The organism is Nocardia sp. Root136, from assembly GCF_001427185.1.
Lineage (GTDB): Bacteria > Actinomycetota > Actinomycetes > Mycobacteriales > Mycobacteriaceae > Nocardia > Nocardia salmonicida.
Map to the genome: position 1 here is coordinate 244,991 of NZ_LMFE01000007.1, position 16,337 is coordinate 261,327.

At 65.3% G+C, this 16,337-nt stretch carries 12 protein-coding genes; 9 read left to right on the forward strand and 3 right to left on the reverse strand.

The window, feature by feature from the left end:
• Positions 1 to 62: 62 nt before the first annotated feature.
• Both ASD42_RS18335 and ASD42_RS18340 read right to left on the reverse strand, forming a co-directional pair.
• Entirely contained in the window at positions 63 to 1,412 is a 1,350-nt protein-coding gene (locus ASD42_RS18335) for a hypothetical protein (protein ID WP_235569665.1), read from the reverse strand.
• A gap of 70 nt (positions 1,413 to 1,482) precedes the next feature.
• On the reverse strand, positions 1,483 to 4,017 hold the full coding sequence (locus tag ASD42_RS18340; protein WP_056818245.1) for an ATP-binding cassette domain-containing protein: 2,535 nt from the start codon (positions 4,015 to 4,017) through the stop codon (positions 1,483 to 1,485).
• A 107-nt stretch (positions 4,018 to 4,124) separates the two neighbouring features.
• On the opposite strand from ASD42_RS18340, the gene ASD42_RS18345 reads away from it, so the two are divergent.
• Positions 4,125 to 5,570: a hypothetical protein gene (locus tag ASD42_RS18345; protein WP_056818247.1), complete on the forward strand. Its 1,446-nt coding sequence runs from the start codon at positions 4,125 to 4,127 to the stop codon at positions 5,568 to 5,570.
• 193 nt (positions 5,571 to 5,763) lie between these two features.
• Here ASD42_RS18345 and ASD42_RS18350 read toward each other — a convergent pair whose 3' ends face one another.
• A complete protein-coding gene (locus ASD42_RS18350) occupies positions 5,764 to 7,074 on the reverse strand; it encodes an FHA domain-containing protein (protein WP_056818249.1) in 1,311 nt (436 codons plus the stop codon).
• 165 nt (positions 7,075 to 7,239) lie between these two features.
• On the opposite strand from ASD42_RS18350, the gene ASD42_RS18355 reads away from it, so the two are divergent.
• From ASD42_RS18355 to ASD42_RS18390, 8 genes are all read left to right on the forward strand, one after another.
• Complete coding sequence (locus tag ASD42_RS18355; protein WP_056818251.1) at positions 7,240 to 8,439, forward strand: DUF7373 family lipoprotein; 1,200 nt, start codon at positions 7,240 to 7,242, stop codon at positions 8,437 to 8,439.
• A gap of 71 nt (positions 8,440 to 8,510) precedes the next feature.
• On the forward strand, positions 8,511 to 9,704 hold the full coding sequence (locus ASD42_RS18360) for a DUF7373 family lipoprotein (RefSeq protein WP_056818253.1): 1,194 nt from the start codon (positions 8,511 to 8,513) through the stop codon (positions 9,702 to 9,704).
• Positions 9,701 to 10,933: a DUF7373 family lipoprotein gene (locus ASD42_RS18365; RefSeq protein WP_056818255.1), complete on the forward strand. Its 1,233-nt coding sequence runs from the start codon at positions 9,701 to 9,703 to the stop codon at positions 10,931 to 10,933. Before ASD42_RS18360 ends, ASD42_RS18365 begins: the two co-directional genes overlap by 4 nt.
• Positions 10,934 to 11,026: 93 nt before the next feature.
• Positions 11,027 to 12,580, forward strand: a complete 1,554-nt coding sequence (locus ASD42_RS18370; RefSeq protein ID WP_235569667.1) for a serine/threonine-protein kinase — start codon at positions 11,027 to 11,029, stop codon at positions 12,578 to 12,580.
• A 180-nt stretch (positions 12,581 to 12,760) separates the two neighbouring features.
• Positions 12,761 to 13,930 carry a DUF7373 family lipoprotein gene (locus ASD42_RS18375; protein ID WP_056818259.1) on the forward strand — a complete coding sequence of 390 codons (1,170 nt, stop codon included), beginning with the start codon at positions 12,761 to 12,763 and terminating at the stop codon, positions 13,928 to 13,930.
• A gap of 30 nt (positions 13,931 to 13,960) precedes the next feature.
• Positions 13,961 to 15,232 carry a DUF7373 family lipoprotein gene (locus ASD42_RS18380; protein ID WP_056818260.1) on the forward strand — a complete coding sequence of 424 codons (1,272 nt, stop codon included), beginning with the start codon at positions 13,961 to 13,963 and terminating at the stop codon, positions 15,230 to 15,232.
• 330 nt (positions 15,233 to 15,562) lie between these two features.
• A complete protein-coding gene (locus tag ASD42_RS18385; RefSeq protein WP_056818263.1) occupies positions 15,563 to 15,886 on the forward strand; it encodes a WXG100 family type VII secretion target in 324 nt (107 codons plus the stop codon).
• A 37-nt stretch (positions 15,887 to 15,923) separates the two neighbouring features.
• Positions 15,924 to 16,226: a WXG100 family type VII secretion target gene (locus ASD42_RS18390; protein ID WP_056818264.1), complete on the forward strand. Its 303-nt coding sequence runs from the start codon at positions 15,924 to 15,926 to the stop codon at positions 16,224 to 16,226.
• Positions 16,227 to 16,337 lie beyond the last annotated feature (111 nt).

Below are 16,337 nucleotides of genomic sequence, written 5' to 3' on the forward strand. Positions count from 1 at the left end.
AGCCACGCATCACCGACCCACAATCGGGCGATGCTGATCACAAGCGATCGTCGACCGCGTCGCTAGATCACTACCGGCGGTCCCGGATCGGTCGCCCGCGCCGGGCCTGGAATGAGGTAGCGCAGGGTGTCGATGCCCGGGGTGACGCAGGCGTGGTCGTCGACGAGCACGCCGCGCGCGGTCGCGATGCCCTCACGCGGGACCGTGTTGGTGTACGGGGTGAACGCGCAGCTCACCGGTTCGGCGGCGGTGGCAACGGCGGGGTCGGGCTGGAATGCGACCAGCGCCAGCGCGCCGACCACAGCCGGTGCTCCGAAGAAGCCCTTCTTCACCTTACCGAGCAGTTTGCCGCGGCGGTCGTCGTCCTCGGAGTCGTCGTGTTCGAGCGCGTGCCGCGGTGCGCTGGAGGCAGGACGCGGCGGTTGCGCGGCGGGCGGACCGGCGACGAACCCGGCCGGACCCGGTGGCTGAGCGGTGGGCGGCGCAGTGGGTTGCGCACCCCACCCGACCTGGGCGGCGACTGCCTGACCGGGATGTCCCGAGGCCGGATAGTCGTCCTCCTCGTCGTCGAGTTCGGGCTCGGTCACCAGCAGATGCGCGGCGCCGAGGACCAGCGCGTGCATCGGATGGTCGGCCACGTGCAGACGCTGGCCGAGATGGTTCTGGAAGGCGAACCGCAGGGCATCGTTGAAGCAGACATTGCCTGCCAGCAGCACCGTCGAGGTGTCGGCGCCGATCGAACGGGCCGCGGCCATCGCCTCGATCACCACGTTGTCGGCCGTGCGGGCATCGCGCAGCGCCTCGGCGCTGACCGCGACCTCCGTCGATTCGGTCGGCTGCTCGTCGTCGCCGTGCACCGCGACCACCAGCAGCGCGCGCCCGTCGGAGTAGATCCCGGTGGCGCCGATGCCGGTGCGATGCCGCTCGCTGGGCGGGGAGACCAGTCCGAGCGCACGCACATAGCCCGAGAGCGCGACACTTTCCGGCAGCGGTTCCACGACCACGTCGAGCTGCTCGACGAGCGCCGCGTACACCTCGACCTTGTCCTCGGGCCAGCTGTCCGGATACGGCAGCGCCACCAATTGCGGCTTACCCTGCAGGTATTTTCCGATCGCCGCGAGCGGGTTGTAGAGCCTGGCCCGGAAGACGAGCTCGGCGGGCCAGGTGGCGCCGGCGATCACGATCTGCGGGTGGCCGAGGATGTCGCGCACATCGGCGATCGCCATCCCCAGGTCCGGTCGCTGCCGGTCGACACCGGCGGTGTGCAACCTGCCCGCGGCATCCGCGAGCAGGTAGGCGGGCGGGGTATAGGTGCCCTCGACCTGTACCGGCCGGACCGGGGTCGCGCCGCCACCCGCGGCCACGGACACCACGTCCCACCCCAGATGTAGGGCCCCAACTCGAACGGTCACAGGCTCAAGTGTGCCCGGTCGGCGACAGACACGCGCATCTTGCCCACCGAAATGGCGCTGACCTGCCGGATCATGCCTGTGACTTCTTCAGTCGCAGTCTGCTCCAGGTGAACAGGGCGATGATCGAGGTGATCACGATGAGCATCACGATGTCGAGAATCCAGATCCCGACCGAGTGGGTCCAGAGCGAGTCCTCCTGCGTACCGAGGACCAGCTCCTTCAAATCCACCGTCGACGCACCGGCCGCGTAACCCCAGCGCGAGGGGAACAGGTACGACACCTGCTCGAGGCCGACGCGGTCGGTCACCGGGATCAAGCCACCGGCCATCACCAGCTGCACCATGATCATCACCACGAGCATCGGCATGACCTGCTCGTTGGACTTGGCCAGGCTCGACATCAGCAAGCCGAACACCACGCAGCACACCGCCGTCATCGCGATGTCGAAATACAGTTCCACGCTGCCGTTCGGGATCAGCGAACCCTCGCCCGGCGGCTTCTTGCCGATGAACGTGATGCCGATCAGCACCGCCGACTGCAGGAACGCGGTCACGCTGAACACCACGATCTTGGCCATCAGATACGCCGAGGGCAGTAGGCCGACGGCACGCTCGCGAAGGAAGATCGACCGTTCGCCGACCAGGTCACGCACCGTGAGCGTGGCGCCCATGAAGCACGCGCCGAGGATGAGCACCACCAGCAACTGCTGCGCCTCACCGCCGCTGGCGCGCCCGAACGAACCATCGGGCAGCTGCACCAGCGGTGCCGCGGTGAACCCGTCACTGCCCGGCACTACCAGCGACAACGCACCGAGAATGAACGGCAACACCACCAGGAACGCCAAATACCCGCGATCGGCGAAGATCAGCCGCAGCTGTCTTCGGATCAGCGTCGAGAACTGACGCACGCCGTTCGACTGTGGCGGAGCGCCCACGTTGCCGCGGTTGGGTTGAGCCGGCGGCGGTGGCGGCACATACGCCTGCCTGGATCGATACTTCGCGAAAGCTTGATCGGGGTTGGCCGCGACCTCGGCGAAGATCTCCGCCCAGTCGCTCGTCCCCATCGCCGCACCGACGCCACCCGGATGTCCGGCGAAAGCCGTCTTGCCACCGGGAGCCAGCAGCACCACCTGGTCACACATATCCAGGCAGGCGACCGAGTGCGTCACCACGATCACCACGCGGCCCGCGTCGGCCAGCTCGCGCAGCATCTGCATGACCTGTCGATCCAGCGCCGGGTCGAGGCCCGAGGTCGGCTCGTCGAGGATCAGCAGCGACGGACCGGTGAGCAACTCCATCGCCACCGACGCGCGCTTGCGCTGACCACCGGACAGCCGGTCCACCCGGGTGTCGGCATGCTGGGTGAGCGAAAGCTCTTGCAGCACACCGTCGATCACCTTCTGCCGGTCGCTCTTGGTGGTATCGGGCGGCAGCCGCAGTTCGGCGGCGAAGCCGAGCGCCTGGCGAACGGTGAGCTGACGGTGCAGCACGTCGTCCTGGGGCACCATGCCGATGCGCGAACGCAGCGCCTCGTACTCGGCGTGCAGGTTGCGTCCCTCGAAGGTCACCACACCGCCGGAGGGCTGGGTGTTGCCCGCGATCAGCTTCGACAGCGTCGACTTGCCCGCGCCCGACGGCCCGATCAGCGCGGTCAGTGTCCCGCGCCCCGCCGTCATGTTCACATCGACGAGCAGTTGTTTGTTGTTCTCGACCGTGAACCCGACTCCGTGCACCGAAAGGCCCTGCTCGGCGACCGGCTTCTGCCGATGCGCCAGCGCGCCCTGGGTGACGACGAAGTCGATGTTGCCGATGGTGACGATGTCGCGCTCGTGCAGCACCGAGCGCTGCTGACGGTGCCCGTTGACGAAGGTGCCGTTGGCCGAACCGAGGTCCTCGATCACCAGGCCCTCGGGCGAGGACAACAGCTTCGCGTGTGCGCGCGAGGCCAGCGGATCGTTCACCACGATCTGGTTGTCCGAGGTGCGGCCGATACTCAGGCCGCCAGGCGGAATGCGGTCACCCCGCGCGACCGGTTCGGTCGACGCCGCTTTGCGGACCGGCGGCAGCATCGACGAATCGGCGCGGCGGGTCATATTGATGTTGTCCTGCGCCTGCGCGGGCAGCTGCGAGGTGGGTACGTATTGCGGTTGCTGTTGTTGCGGGCGCGACGGCGGCTGGAAGCCGGGATGCGGCTGCTGCGGACGCGGCTGCTGGTGGTGAGGTTGCTGGTGGTGCGGCTGGTGCTGTGGTTGTGAAGGCGGCGCGACCATGGTCGCCGCGTGGCGCGCCCCAGGCGCCGCGGGGACCAGGTGTAGCAGCGGCCCGGTGATCGCGTCACCCAGGCGTACCTGTGTGGGTCGGTCGATCGAGACGGGCTGGTTGAGCCTGCGCGCGTCGACGAAGACGCCGTTGGTACTGCCGTTGTCGGCGAGTACCCACGCGCCGTTGCTGAATCGAAGAGTGGCGTGCACACGAGAGACCAGCGGACTGTCCACGAACAGGGTGACCTCGGGCGCACGGCCCATGGTGATCTGCTGACTCGCTTCGAAGACTCGTTCGGTTCCATCATGGCGCACGGTGATGGTCTGCGCCCCCGGTGAAGACATGGAGCGGATACTATGCCATCGCCCGGACATCGGCGGTGCCCCCGAGACGGCTGTGAGCCCGATCCGGCGATCGACCTGCACGTGTATCCGGCCGACCAGGGGGACGTATGCCGAAAGCCCAAGTGTTCGTTGCGATCTCTGTCGTGCTATGCGCGCTGATGGGTGTCGGCTGCACGCGGGCGATCGAAGGGCACGGCGTCTCCATCTATGACGATCCGTTCCAGGTGGCGGGATTGCCGACCACCGGTGGGCCGAACGGTCCACGCACCGGCGTCGCCGATTCGCCCCTCACCGCGACCAATGGCGACGGCGGCGAGGTGGACAAGTTGGCGCTCAACGCGATCGACGACATCCAGTCCTACTGGCAGGCCGGCTTCGGCGCCGAATTCCCCGGTGAGACCTTCGCCCCGGTCGAGAAGCTGATCTCCTGGAACGCGCGCGCCGCCCGCAGCCAGGCGATCGAGTTCTGCAAGGAAACCACCTACCACCTGGTCAATGCCGCCTACTGCCGCAGCGACAACTCCATCGGCTGGGACCGCGAGATGCTGTTGCCCACCATGAGCGAGACCTTCGGCACGATGTCGGTGGTGATGGTGCTCGCCCACGAATACGGCCACGCCATCCAGACCATGGCCAAGATGGTCACCAAGAAGACCCCGGTTCTGGTGAAGGAACAGCAGGCCGACTGCTTCGCGGGCGCGTTCATGCGCCACGTCGCAGAGGGCAAGTCGAACCACTTCACGATCAACACCTCCGACGGCCTGAATTCCGTGCTGGCCGCGACCGTTTCGATTCGCGACTCCGATCCCGACGATCCGGAGAGCGTGCACGGTTCGGCCTTCGAGCGGGTCACCGCCGTGCAGATCGGGTTCACCGACGGGCCGCGCGGGTGCAAGGGCATCGACGAGGACGAGATCGACTCGCGCCGCGGCGCCCTCCCACAGAGCTTCGCCGACGACAGCGGTCGCGGCGAATACCCCGTCTCCAAGGAGAACCTGGTCGAGCTGAGCAAGGCGCTGCAGGCGATCCTGCCGGTGAAAGAGGCCCCGACCTACGACTACGCGGGCTCACGGATCGACTGCAAGGACGGCGCGGTCACCGACCCGGTCACCTACTGCCCCGCCAAGAACACCATCGCCACCGACGTACCCGGCCTGGCCGAACGCGGCGCCACCGACACCGACGACGACGGCCCGCTGCCGGTGAAGGTCAGCGGCGACTACAACGGCTATGTGGTGTTCATCTCCCGCTACACCCTGGCCGTGCAGCGCAGTCACGGCCAGCAGTTGACCGGCGCGAAGACCGGTCTGCGCGCGGCCTGCCTGTCCGGAGTGGTCACCGGAAAACTCGCCCAGCCGGGGCGGCCCGTGAGCCAGGGCGACATCCAACTGTCCGCGGGCGACCTCGACGAGGCGGTCTCGGGCCTGCTCACCGACGGCCTGGCCGCCAGCGACGCCGAAGGCAACACGGTGCCCAGCGGATTCTCCCGCGTCGACGCCTTCCGAGCAGGCGTCCTCAACGGCGAAACCACCTGCCTGTCACGGTATAGCTGAGCCTTTGGAGCGCTGGCGCGCTCGAGTTCGCGGCCCCGCCGGTCCCGTCGATCAGGCACCGTTGCTTGCTCCTTCGTCGCCTACGCAACGGCACCTGATCGACGGGACGGCCGCGAACCCGCCGCTGCGCGGCGGATCCCTCCTCGGGGTCGGGATGCGCGGGGGGGTGGGAGTGCGATCGGCGAAGGGGTTGTCAGCCGAATGGCGGCGGTGCGGCCGGTTCGTAGCGCAATACCCGGTTGCCGATCATCACCTCGGTGCCGGGGACGAGCACCATCGGCTGATTCGGCGTGAGCCGGACCCAGTCGCGGTAGCCGGGGTGCCGGCTGCGAGTTCCGTTGGTGGAACCGCGATCGATGAGTTGGACGTCCCAATTCACCAGGTGCACTTCGGCATGCGCGCGTGACATGCCACCGGAGGTGTCGTCGATGCGTAACGGGATGAGTCCGCGCTGAGCCGCGTCGGAGTGCTCCGGGTCACGCCCGATCACCGCGTCGGCGGCCATCAGATAGGTCATGCCGTCGTCGAGCACGAGCATGCCCAGCGGCGGGCGGACCACCTCGGCGAGCGCCTGGGTCTGGTCGACCGGCATGCCGCACACCGTGCAGAACGCCGAGCGGGGATCGCTGGGATGCGCACGCGCGCACTTGAACCCCATCACTTTCACGGCCAGCACCGTCGACTTGGCCGTGGCCTCGAGCCTGCGCTGCAGGTCGGGGTCGGGTTCGGGCGCGGGATTGGTTCCGGAGAGCCGGGTTTCGGCATTGTGCGGGTCGACGATCGGGGTGTCCACCGTGCCGGTGACAGCGTCCATCAGCGATGTCGCGGGCTGCATCCCGGTCGCGGGCTGCTCGCTGGGTCGCGGATCCGATTGCGCCGCACGCGGTTCCCGATCGATGCGCGCGGTAGCCGGTGGCGGCCTGCGTGTTTGCCCCACGGGTTCCGCGGTCCGCACGCGACTGCGCACATCGTTGGACCACATCACGGCCCCGCCAGCCTGCGCGATTCCTTCGACGAGCCAACCGATTCCGCGTTCCGGCGGCAGATCCGGGATGCGGCCCTTGGCATCGTCGACGAACAACGCGACCGCCTTCGCCGGCTCCGAGGCCACCCGATCGACGGTGAACGCGGCGTCGCTACCGCGGTAGTACTCCGGGCCCCGATCATCGGCGAGAACGGCAGTTACCGAGCCGTGCAAGAAGATAGCCACGCCCCCGTTGTCGGCGGCGGAGAGCACCCCGAAATCGATCGGCACACCCGGCGAGATCTGCTCGGCGTATTTCATCAGCCACCGAGTCGCCTCACGCGCCACCACCGAACCCGGCCCTGACGGCGCTTGCTCGTGCGCGTCACGCACCAACTCCGCCAGCGATTCCAGCGCGATCGCGGCAGTATCACCGGGTGTGAGCTTGCCCTGCCCGCGATGCGCGACCACGATCACCGCGCCCGCGACCCGCGCGACCGCGTGACTTCCGAGCACCACTTCGACCTGCCGATCCCTCACAGGTATCGGCCTCTACCGGAACTGCACAGCAGGGGGGTCGCCATGTCGTCCAGAGTATGGCAAGCACCCCACATCGGTCCCCCTGGGCGGGTTCGGTCCGGTAACTTCATACCGAGTAGCGATGGCGGAGGTACGCACCTCGCGGCGGACATCGAGGGGCTTGTGATGATCGGTTCGACCAAATTTCGCATCGCGCTCGCCTTGTGTGGCGCCCTGATCACCCTCACCGGCTGCGCGGTCAGCGGCATGCCGGTCGCCGGTGAGCCCGATGTGCGTGGCCTGGAGACCGGGACCTTCGCCACCGACCGGCACACCTACACCGACACCGCGGGCAACAGAGGCGCGATCGTCGAGGGCGCGCGGATGTCGGCGGCCGTGGTGCCCGCGCTGCGCATCGATCCCTCACTGTCGCACGGACGCGGCGGTGTGGTGATCCCCGACATCGACAGCGCGCTGGATTTCATCGCGAATGTCTCCAAACCTGTTCTGGAGAACCGCAAATTCGTGACCGGCTATGTCGCGCTCGGCGCCGACAGGGCCGATCCAGACGGCAAGACCCGCCCCGGCCCCGACGCGACCGCCCTGACCACGGCCTTGTTGCGTTTCCCCACCGCGTCCGCCGCCACCCTCGCCGCGCGCGAACTCGAGGAGGTCGACCTGGCGGTCTCCCCCGACAACCGCAAACTCACCTCCACCAAGTACCCCGACGCCTACCTCCATTGGCGCCCCGGCGTTCCCACCATCGGCGCGTTCCTCGCCCACAAGGAATTCGTGATCTCGCTGTTCATCCAGCGCCCCCGCGCCGACGCGACCGACCTCACGTCCTGGATCGACAAGAACCTCGCCGCCGAACTCGCCCAGCTCGCCGAGTTCGACCCCACCCCCGCCGAGAAGATCGCCGACCTGCCCGTCGACCCCGCCGGGCTACTGGCCCGCGCCGTAGTCGACGACCGTTCCGCCATGCACCCCGGCCAGTACTCCTTCGCCTCCTACGCCCCTGAACACCTCATCAACAAGGCCGCCGACCTCACCGCCCGCCAGAACCTCATCACCGCGACCGGGGTCGAAGCCCACGCGGTAGTCGAGGGCGGCGCCGTCACCCTGGTACGCGACCAGTCCGCAGGCCAATCCCTCATGCGGGGGCTCATCGATTCAGCGGGCCACTACGACCCGATCACCGCCCCCGCCGACGTCCCCACCGCGACCTGCCTGAAGCTCAACGACAACGGCAACAAAGAAGACGACTACCTCTACCGCTGCTACGTCGCCTACAAGCGCTATCTGGCCATGGTCAGCGCCGACGGTGAACCCGAAGTACGCCAGAAGATCACCGCCCAGTACGCCCTGCTGGCCAATAGCTTGTGAGTTGGCTCGGCCCCGTTCCTCGAAGTCGGTGACGTAGGATTCCGCCGACAATCGTTTCGGGGAGGAATGAGTTGCGAGCCACGAAAGCCGTCTGTGTCCTGGCGACCGCATTGCTGACCACTGTCGTCGCGGCCTGCGGTGGTCCCGACGAAGTCGCCGCCACCGACGCCCCCGTTGACCTCGCCACTCTCGATGTCGGCAACTACTCGACCCAACCCCGCCAAGTCGGGGTGGTCTCGAACCTGGACCAGGGCCGATTCATCGAGGCCGAACGCCTCGGCGACTTCGTGCCGGCACCGGCCGACATCGATCCCCGATTCATCCACACCAACCCCACGATCGCGTCGGTCTTCCTCGACGCCGAAGCCGCGCTCGGCAAGATCATGGCAGTCGACCAGTTCGCCGAGGTCGCGCCTGATTTCATCGGCGGATTCGTGAGCTCGGCAGAGACCGAGCCCAAGAATATGGGCCTCGACATGGTGAACGCGGTCATGATCTTCCCCGACGCGCAGCGGGCCGCCACCGCCGCCGCCGAGCTGGAGAAGCTCGATTTCGGCTACGCCCCGAACAACCAGCGCATCGAGATCCCCGGTTACCCCGCGGCGACCGCGCACTGGCAGCCCGACCAGCAGTCGATCGGATCCTGGTTCGCCACCGGCCATCTGGTGATCTACACCTGGTTCTACGACTACCTGAAGATCTACCTGGAGAAGGTCGACAAGCAGGTCCTGCTCGATCTGACCCGCAAGAGCCTCGACACGATCGTCCCCTCGGTCGCGAAGTTCACCCCCACCCCCAGCACCGAACTGATGACCCTGCAGCGCGACCGCGAGGGCATGCTCGGTCGTACCGCACCCCGCGTCCGCGAGGATTCCTGGATCAACCCACCCGGCGTCTACGCGGGCCGCACCGCCCGCCACTTCCTCTCCGACCCGGTGAGCACCACGAAGATGATCGACGACTTCGGCATCGACCTCTACGCCAACGACGGCGCCGAGGTCTACCGGGCCCGCGATATCGCGGGCGCTCAGGGTGTCCGCGACGAACTCGGCGGCCTCACCCGTAAATTCACCGCCTCCGCCCCTCCGAAGAACCTGCCGAGCGCCAAGTGCAAGGAATACATCGGCAGGCAGCAACGGATAGCGATCCGCTTCTATTGCGCGGTGTCCTACGACCGCTACGCCGCCTACGTCTGGTCGAACCAACTCCTCGACGCCCAGCAGCGAATCTCTGCCCAGTACGCCCTGTTGGTGAACGCGAAATGAGAATCCACTACGCCGCGCTAGCGGCCACCCTCACTCTCGTGCTGACCGCCTGCGGATCCACCCTGTCCGGTCAGGCGCTGCCCGGCGAGATCGATGTCCGAACCCTCGACGTCGGTTCGTACCCCACCGAGCCGATCAATGCCCACGACGACGATCCCATCCCGCCGTTCTACGAGATGTACGAGGTAGCGGCGATGCGGATCGCCGACTACGTGATCAACTCCCGCGACATCGACGCCCAGATGACCTACGGCAAACGCGCGACCACCGTCTCCGCCGGCGTGATGCCCTCCGCTCTCGGCGACGAGCCCGCGATGTCGGCCATCGCGAAGAAGTACAAGATGCTGTACGGCTTCGAATCCAGTGGCGCCTCGAAGGATTCACGCGTCGAAACCTATGGCGGCTGGCCGACGAAGAAAGCCGACAACAGGCTCACCGCCACCACCATGGTGTTCCAATTCTCCGATGCCGAGCGCGCGGCCGCCGCGGCGAAAGAGTTCTACGACACCGACTTCGGCATGCAGGAGGGTCGCAACCAGCCGGTCGCGATCGCCGGACACCCCGCGGCCCTGTCCCATTGGCGCCCGGACTCCCCCTTCCTGCGCACCGTCCTCCCCCACGGCCCCTATGTGATCGCCTTCCTGCTGTCGGTGGCCACCCCCGACCAGCAAGCGCTCACCGCCCTCGCCTCGACCGCCTATACCGAGCAGATCGAGGCACTCGCCGAAACCACCCCGCTGACCGACGAACAGGTCATGGACCTGCCCTGGGACCCCGACCACCTCCTGATGCGAACGCTCAACCCGGACCAACTGGCCAACCCCGAGGGCTCCGGCTACTACCTGGTCACCGGCAAACACGGCATCCTGCACTACTCCGGCGACCAACTCCCCACCGACCGCCACTACATCGACGAGCAGCTCACCAAGATGAGCGCCCAGCAGGTGGCCCTGTCCTGGGGCTCGATCGGCATCCGCACCCCCGACGCGCAAACCGCCCGCCGCGCGGTCACCGAGAAATTGTTCCCCTGGCAGGTAGAAGGCGAGGCCGCCAGCCCACCCAATCTCCCCGATTCTGCCTGCGTAGACAACAAACGTCCAGGCGCGTCGAAACGCTTCAGCTGCATCCTCGCCTACAACGAATACGTCGGAATAGTAAGCGGCAACCAGCTTTTGGACGCCCATCAACGTGCGGCCGCGCAATATGCACTATTCGCCAACAGCCGATAATCCCACACCGGCCGCCCCCTGCGGAGTCCGATATGCTCCAGCCGGGAGAGCGGCAGTGTGCGGCATTGAGTCAGGAGATCGTAAAAGATGGTGATGAGCCACGGCACCATCGTCGGGGGGTACCGCGTGCAGCGAGTGCTCGGCGCCGGCGGCATGGGCACGGTTTACCTGGCCAAACATCCCAGCCTGCCGCGGATGGACGCGCTGAAGGTGCTCAGCGCCGAACTCAGCCGTGACCCCGAGTTCCGCGCCCGTTTCGAACGCGAGGCCAACCTCGCCGCGGGCCTGGACCACAACAACATCGTCTCGGTCTACAACCGCGGCGAAGAACACGGCCAGCTGTGGATCGCCATGCAGTACGTCGACGGCACCGACGCCGCCGCCGAACTCGCCCGCGACCCGCACGCCATGACCCCGCTGCGCGCCCTGCGCATCACCACCGAGGTCGGCAAGGGCCTGGACTACGCCCACCGCCGCGGCCTGCTGCACCGCGACGTCAAGCCCGCCAACTTCCTGCTGTCGAGCAGCGACGGCGAAGAAGAACGCATTCTGCTCACCGACTTCGGTGTCGCCAAGTCCACCGACGACGCCACCGAACTCACCCAGACCGGCAGCTTCCTCGCCACCATCGCCTACGCCCCGCCGGAACAACTCAGCGGCGCCAACCTCGACCACCGCGCCGACATCTACAGCCTCGCCTGCGCCTTCTACAAACTCCTGACCGGCCAAAACCCTTACCCCGCAGTCCAACCCGCCATGGTCATGATGGGCCACCTCCACGAGCCCCCACCCCAGGCAACCCGAGTCCGCCCCAGCCTCCCCCACGCCATCGACCACGTCTTCGCCCGCGCGATGGCCAAGAACCCCGCCGCACGCTTCGCCACCTGCCGAGAATTCACCGACGCGGCATCGAACGCGCTGACTCCGGGCTTCAACCCCACCGGCCACAACACCTCGCCGACGTACCCGATCCAGGTGCCCGACATGCGGCCCAACACCGATCCGCGCACGTCGTACTCCACACCAGCGGGGATCTACCAGACCCCACAGCCCCAGCCTGAACGCCCGAAGACCAGGCGGTTCGCGCTCATCGGAGCAGCAGCAGCGGTAGTCGTCGCGCTGGCCGCGGGCATCGGGATATGGGCCATCAGCGACTCGGGCGGCAACTCGGGGACCTCGCCTACATCCGCCGCCGCGCCATCGGCCGCGCAAACTCCGCGGGAAAAGGCACGCGCCGAAAACCCTGGCTTCGAGGGTAAGACGATCACCATGGTCGACGTACTCTCCAACCGCAAAATGGCGATTTACCTCGGAGCCACTCCGCAGACTACGTTCCTGCAGGACCTGGGGTTCGTCTACAACCTCGAGTACACCAAGCGTGCCGACGAGACGTCGCCGCGTCCCTTGGACGAGGTATTCGATCGGGTCAAGGCCGACGACAATACCTACATTCTCGCTGTTCGTAGCGACGAAAAGGCTGGTGGTGGCGGGCTTTCCGGTTTGCCCGACGACCTCGCCCGGTCCAGGGCAACCGTCATCCCCGTCGACGATCCCGCGACTATATCCGCCATCCGCAACTGGTCGGAGACCTCCGAGCAAGTACTGCTCCAAAAGTTGGTGCCGGTGTTGCACAACAGGGTCAAGTGAACAAAACCTCGACGATCGGGGTCGTCTCCCCATCGTCCGAGATGCTATGTTGGCGCGTGCGATGCTGACGGTCGGCTAGGGACCACACGCGCGTCGCCGGGGGGATAAAGCTCTGATTGGCATGTCCTCCACTTGCGTATAGACCACTGGAGGGGATCAATGCGGGCACCATCGACATTTGTGGCAGCGAGCCTTGCTCTGATTACATTCGGAATTACCGGATGTGGTTCGGACGAGACGGCTAAGGTCGAGCAGCCTGCGCCTGCCGACATTTCGGTACTTGATGTCGGAGGCTACGCGACGACTCCGCGCACGATTGGTAAACAGAATATCGACCGGGCTCGCCTGACCGAAGGCCAACGCCTCGGCAACTATCTTCCCACGCCTTTCGAAATCGACAGCCGCTTCAAATTCCAATCCGCGCTGAGCTCGAACTCAGTGTACGGATTCATCGAGCGAATCTATACAGTCGGCGACACATTCACAGAGGACGCACCTGGATTTGTCGGCGGCTTCTACAGCTGGGCGCAGACACACGAGGACATTCTCGTTGCCGAGATCCTCTCGAATGCGGCAATGGTTTTCGACAGCGAGGCCTCGGCGACTGCGGCAGCAGATGCACTGGCACGTAGCCAACGTGCGAGAAAGGAAGGCCGAGTTGTTGCTTCGATCCCAGGCTATGCCGACGGACACGCGTTCTGGGACCCCGCTCGCCAAGAGCTTTTCACCGTCAAGGCACATAAACAGATCGTCTTGTACTCGGTAATCAAAGACAGCGCCAAAATTGAAGTCGGGACGACCGATTTCAATGCGATGAGCACCCTTGCAACCAAGAATTGGGCCGCCGTTCAGCCCCGCATCGATAAGTTTGATCCGACACCCGTCGACAAACTGGTGGACACGGAACTCGATCACGATCAACTCCTCGGTCATTCACTGTCGCGCCAAGGCGAAGAATCTCAGAAGAATCCACCAGGTATTTACAATCAGCAAGGCGCTCTGCACATTTCCACAAGGCCGGAGAGCGACAAGAAGCTCTTCGAAACCGCCGGAGTGGAATGGCTCGGGATCAACGCAACCGAGCTCTACCAAACCAAAGACGCCAAAGGCGCAGAGCTTCTCAGCGAAGAGCACAGCGCACTGAACAAGGCACTCCGGTCAGCTGATTCACCGAAGGGGCTACCCGCTGCCCGATGTGACGAACTGAAGGTCAAAGACTCCTTCACCATGAGATTCCACTGCACCGTCGCTTACGACCGCTATGTCATCGAAGCCCGCTCCAACCAGCTGATCGATGCCCACCAGCGGATCTCGGCCCAATACGCCATGCTCGCCGCCAAGGCCAAATAGCGAACCAGAAAAGGACTTGGAGACATAGCGATGAAACTCAGAGGGATCAAGAGTGCTGCGATCGCCCTGACCGTCCTTGCTGTCAGCGCGTGCGGACAGACCGTGGCGGGAAATTCGGGCGCCGGTGAAATCGACGTCCGCAAACTCGAAGTGGGAAAATACCCGACCGAGCCACTCGACTCCTACTACAAATTCTCACACTCGGTCCGAAGCGGTAAAAGCTTGGCCATCACCCGGCTCAGCGATCACGTTGTGATCGGCACCGACGTCGATCCAAAACTGCGCTACGGGACAGGCGTTCAGGAAGTACTGAAGCCCGAGGACGTCGCCCAATCCATGGCGGAGCCGAGCCGGGGGGTCGCCGAGCGGAACAAAATGCAGTTCGGATTCATCTCGGGTAGCAGCGATACCGAGGTCGTCGCCTTCCAAAAATCTCCGATGACCGCAACCTTGCTCACCGTTACCGTCCTACAGTTTCCGAGCACCGATGCAGCGGATACTGCGGCCCGCGAGTTCGAAGCGGTTGACTTCGAGGTCAATCCGGAGGAAAATAAACGTGTTGCGATTGGCAAATACCCTGCCGCGCAAGCACATTGGCGGCCGGGGACGCCGACAATCGGGTCGATCGCCGCGCACGGCAACTATACGGTGAGCGTTTTCGTATCGACGGGAAGCGCCGATCTACCGCTGCTCACTTCTCTGGTAGAGAAGACCTACGCAGCACAATTTCCCATGCTGGACACGCTCCCGCCCCTGTCACCAGAAGAGGTCATGCGCACGGATCTCGATCCGGAAGACATGAAGCGTCGAGTGCTGAACCCGAACAAGCTCGGGGTTCCGTCGTTGGGAGGCTTGGCCACCAACACCGTGCAGGGCTTCTTGCACTTGCAGACCGACCGCGAAGCGGCCAAGGCGCTGTACGCAGCTGGCAACGTCGAGTTCGTGACAATGGGTCAGGCGTACTCGGGGCAAACCTACAGCTTCAACACCAATGGGATCGCGCAGGGTTTCGGCACCGGATCCAGCCAACTACTCGACGGCGCCATCATCTACCGGAGCAGGGACGAGGAATCGGCGAAAGCTCTGTGGTCCGGCCTGGCCGCCGAACCGGATCCCTCGCTGACGCCGGCCGGCGTCCCTGACTCGAAGTGCGCCGATGAGCCCAAGCCAGGATCGAACGCCAAGTACTTCCTCTGTGTTGTCCGCTACCGCAACTACATTGGCACGGTGTGGAGCACACAGCCGCAAGACTCTCAGCAGCGCGCAGCGGCCCAGTACGCCGTGCTCGCCAATAGTCAGTAGCGCACATGTTTGGAGTGATCGCGTCATCCGTGCCGTTTCGGTAAGGTGAGGCGAGTCAGCCCACTAACCGTCGAACGGTCAGCACAGTGGGGAGGAGGGGGGCAGGGCTGACCACTGGGATCGGTCCGTGTCGGCTTGTACGACCGGGAACCGGCCGCTGACCAGGTTGAACGCCGCACCGGGCCGGTGCGCTCGACCGGAGTCAGCACTGAAACCAAACTTTCTGGCTATTGGATGGAACCGATCGAGGTCGGGCAGCGTCCAAGTATATGAACTGGGAAAACGATCCCAGACCGCAGCAGCCAGGATCGAACCCGAAAGGAAGCCAACATGGCAGGACAGCTCGACGCGAGTAACGAGAAAATCGGCGAGTTCGCGAAGGACATCAAGCAGAGGCACCTCGATCTGATGACCGCGATCCGTACTCTCAAGGCCAAGGAAGACCAGACCACCGCCACATGGAGCGGTGGGGCGCGTACCGCGTTCGACTCCTTCATGGAGCGCTACTACTTCCAGGCCGACAAGCTCAACGACAAGCTGCTCGAAACCTCAGAGAAGCTGGTCAAGGCCGGTTCCCAGTACGAAGAGCAGGACACCGACTTCGCCCAGCAGGTGAAGGCCCAGGTCTCCAGCCTCGACCTGCCCGCGCTCTGATCCACCCTCCAACCAAACTCTCAGAATAGGAGCTCAGATGGCTGCCAACGACCCCACTCGGATTTCCGCGAATTTCGGCGAAGTCGAGGCCGGCGCCCAGGCGATCGTTACCGAAGCGCGCAACGTCATGTCCATGCTGGAGGACTTCCACAAGTCGGTCACCGATTTCGTGACCAACAACTGGAAGGGTGACGCGAACGACTCGTTCACCGAACTGCAGACTCAGTGGAACACCCACGTCCAGCAGCTGAACACGACCCTCGAGGGCGCCGGTACGCTTGTCGGACAGGGTAACTCGGATCTGCAGGGCACCGACACCGCTCTCGCGGGTCTGTTCTGAACCCAGCACAACGCCAGTCAGGCCCCGGCTCAGCCGGGGCCTGACTTGTCTCACGAGCAGGACCGTCGAACCGCTTCGGAATTCATCGGGTGATCTGGTCGCCGGGGTGAC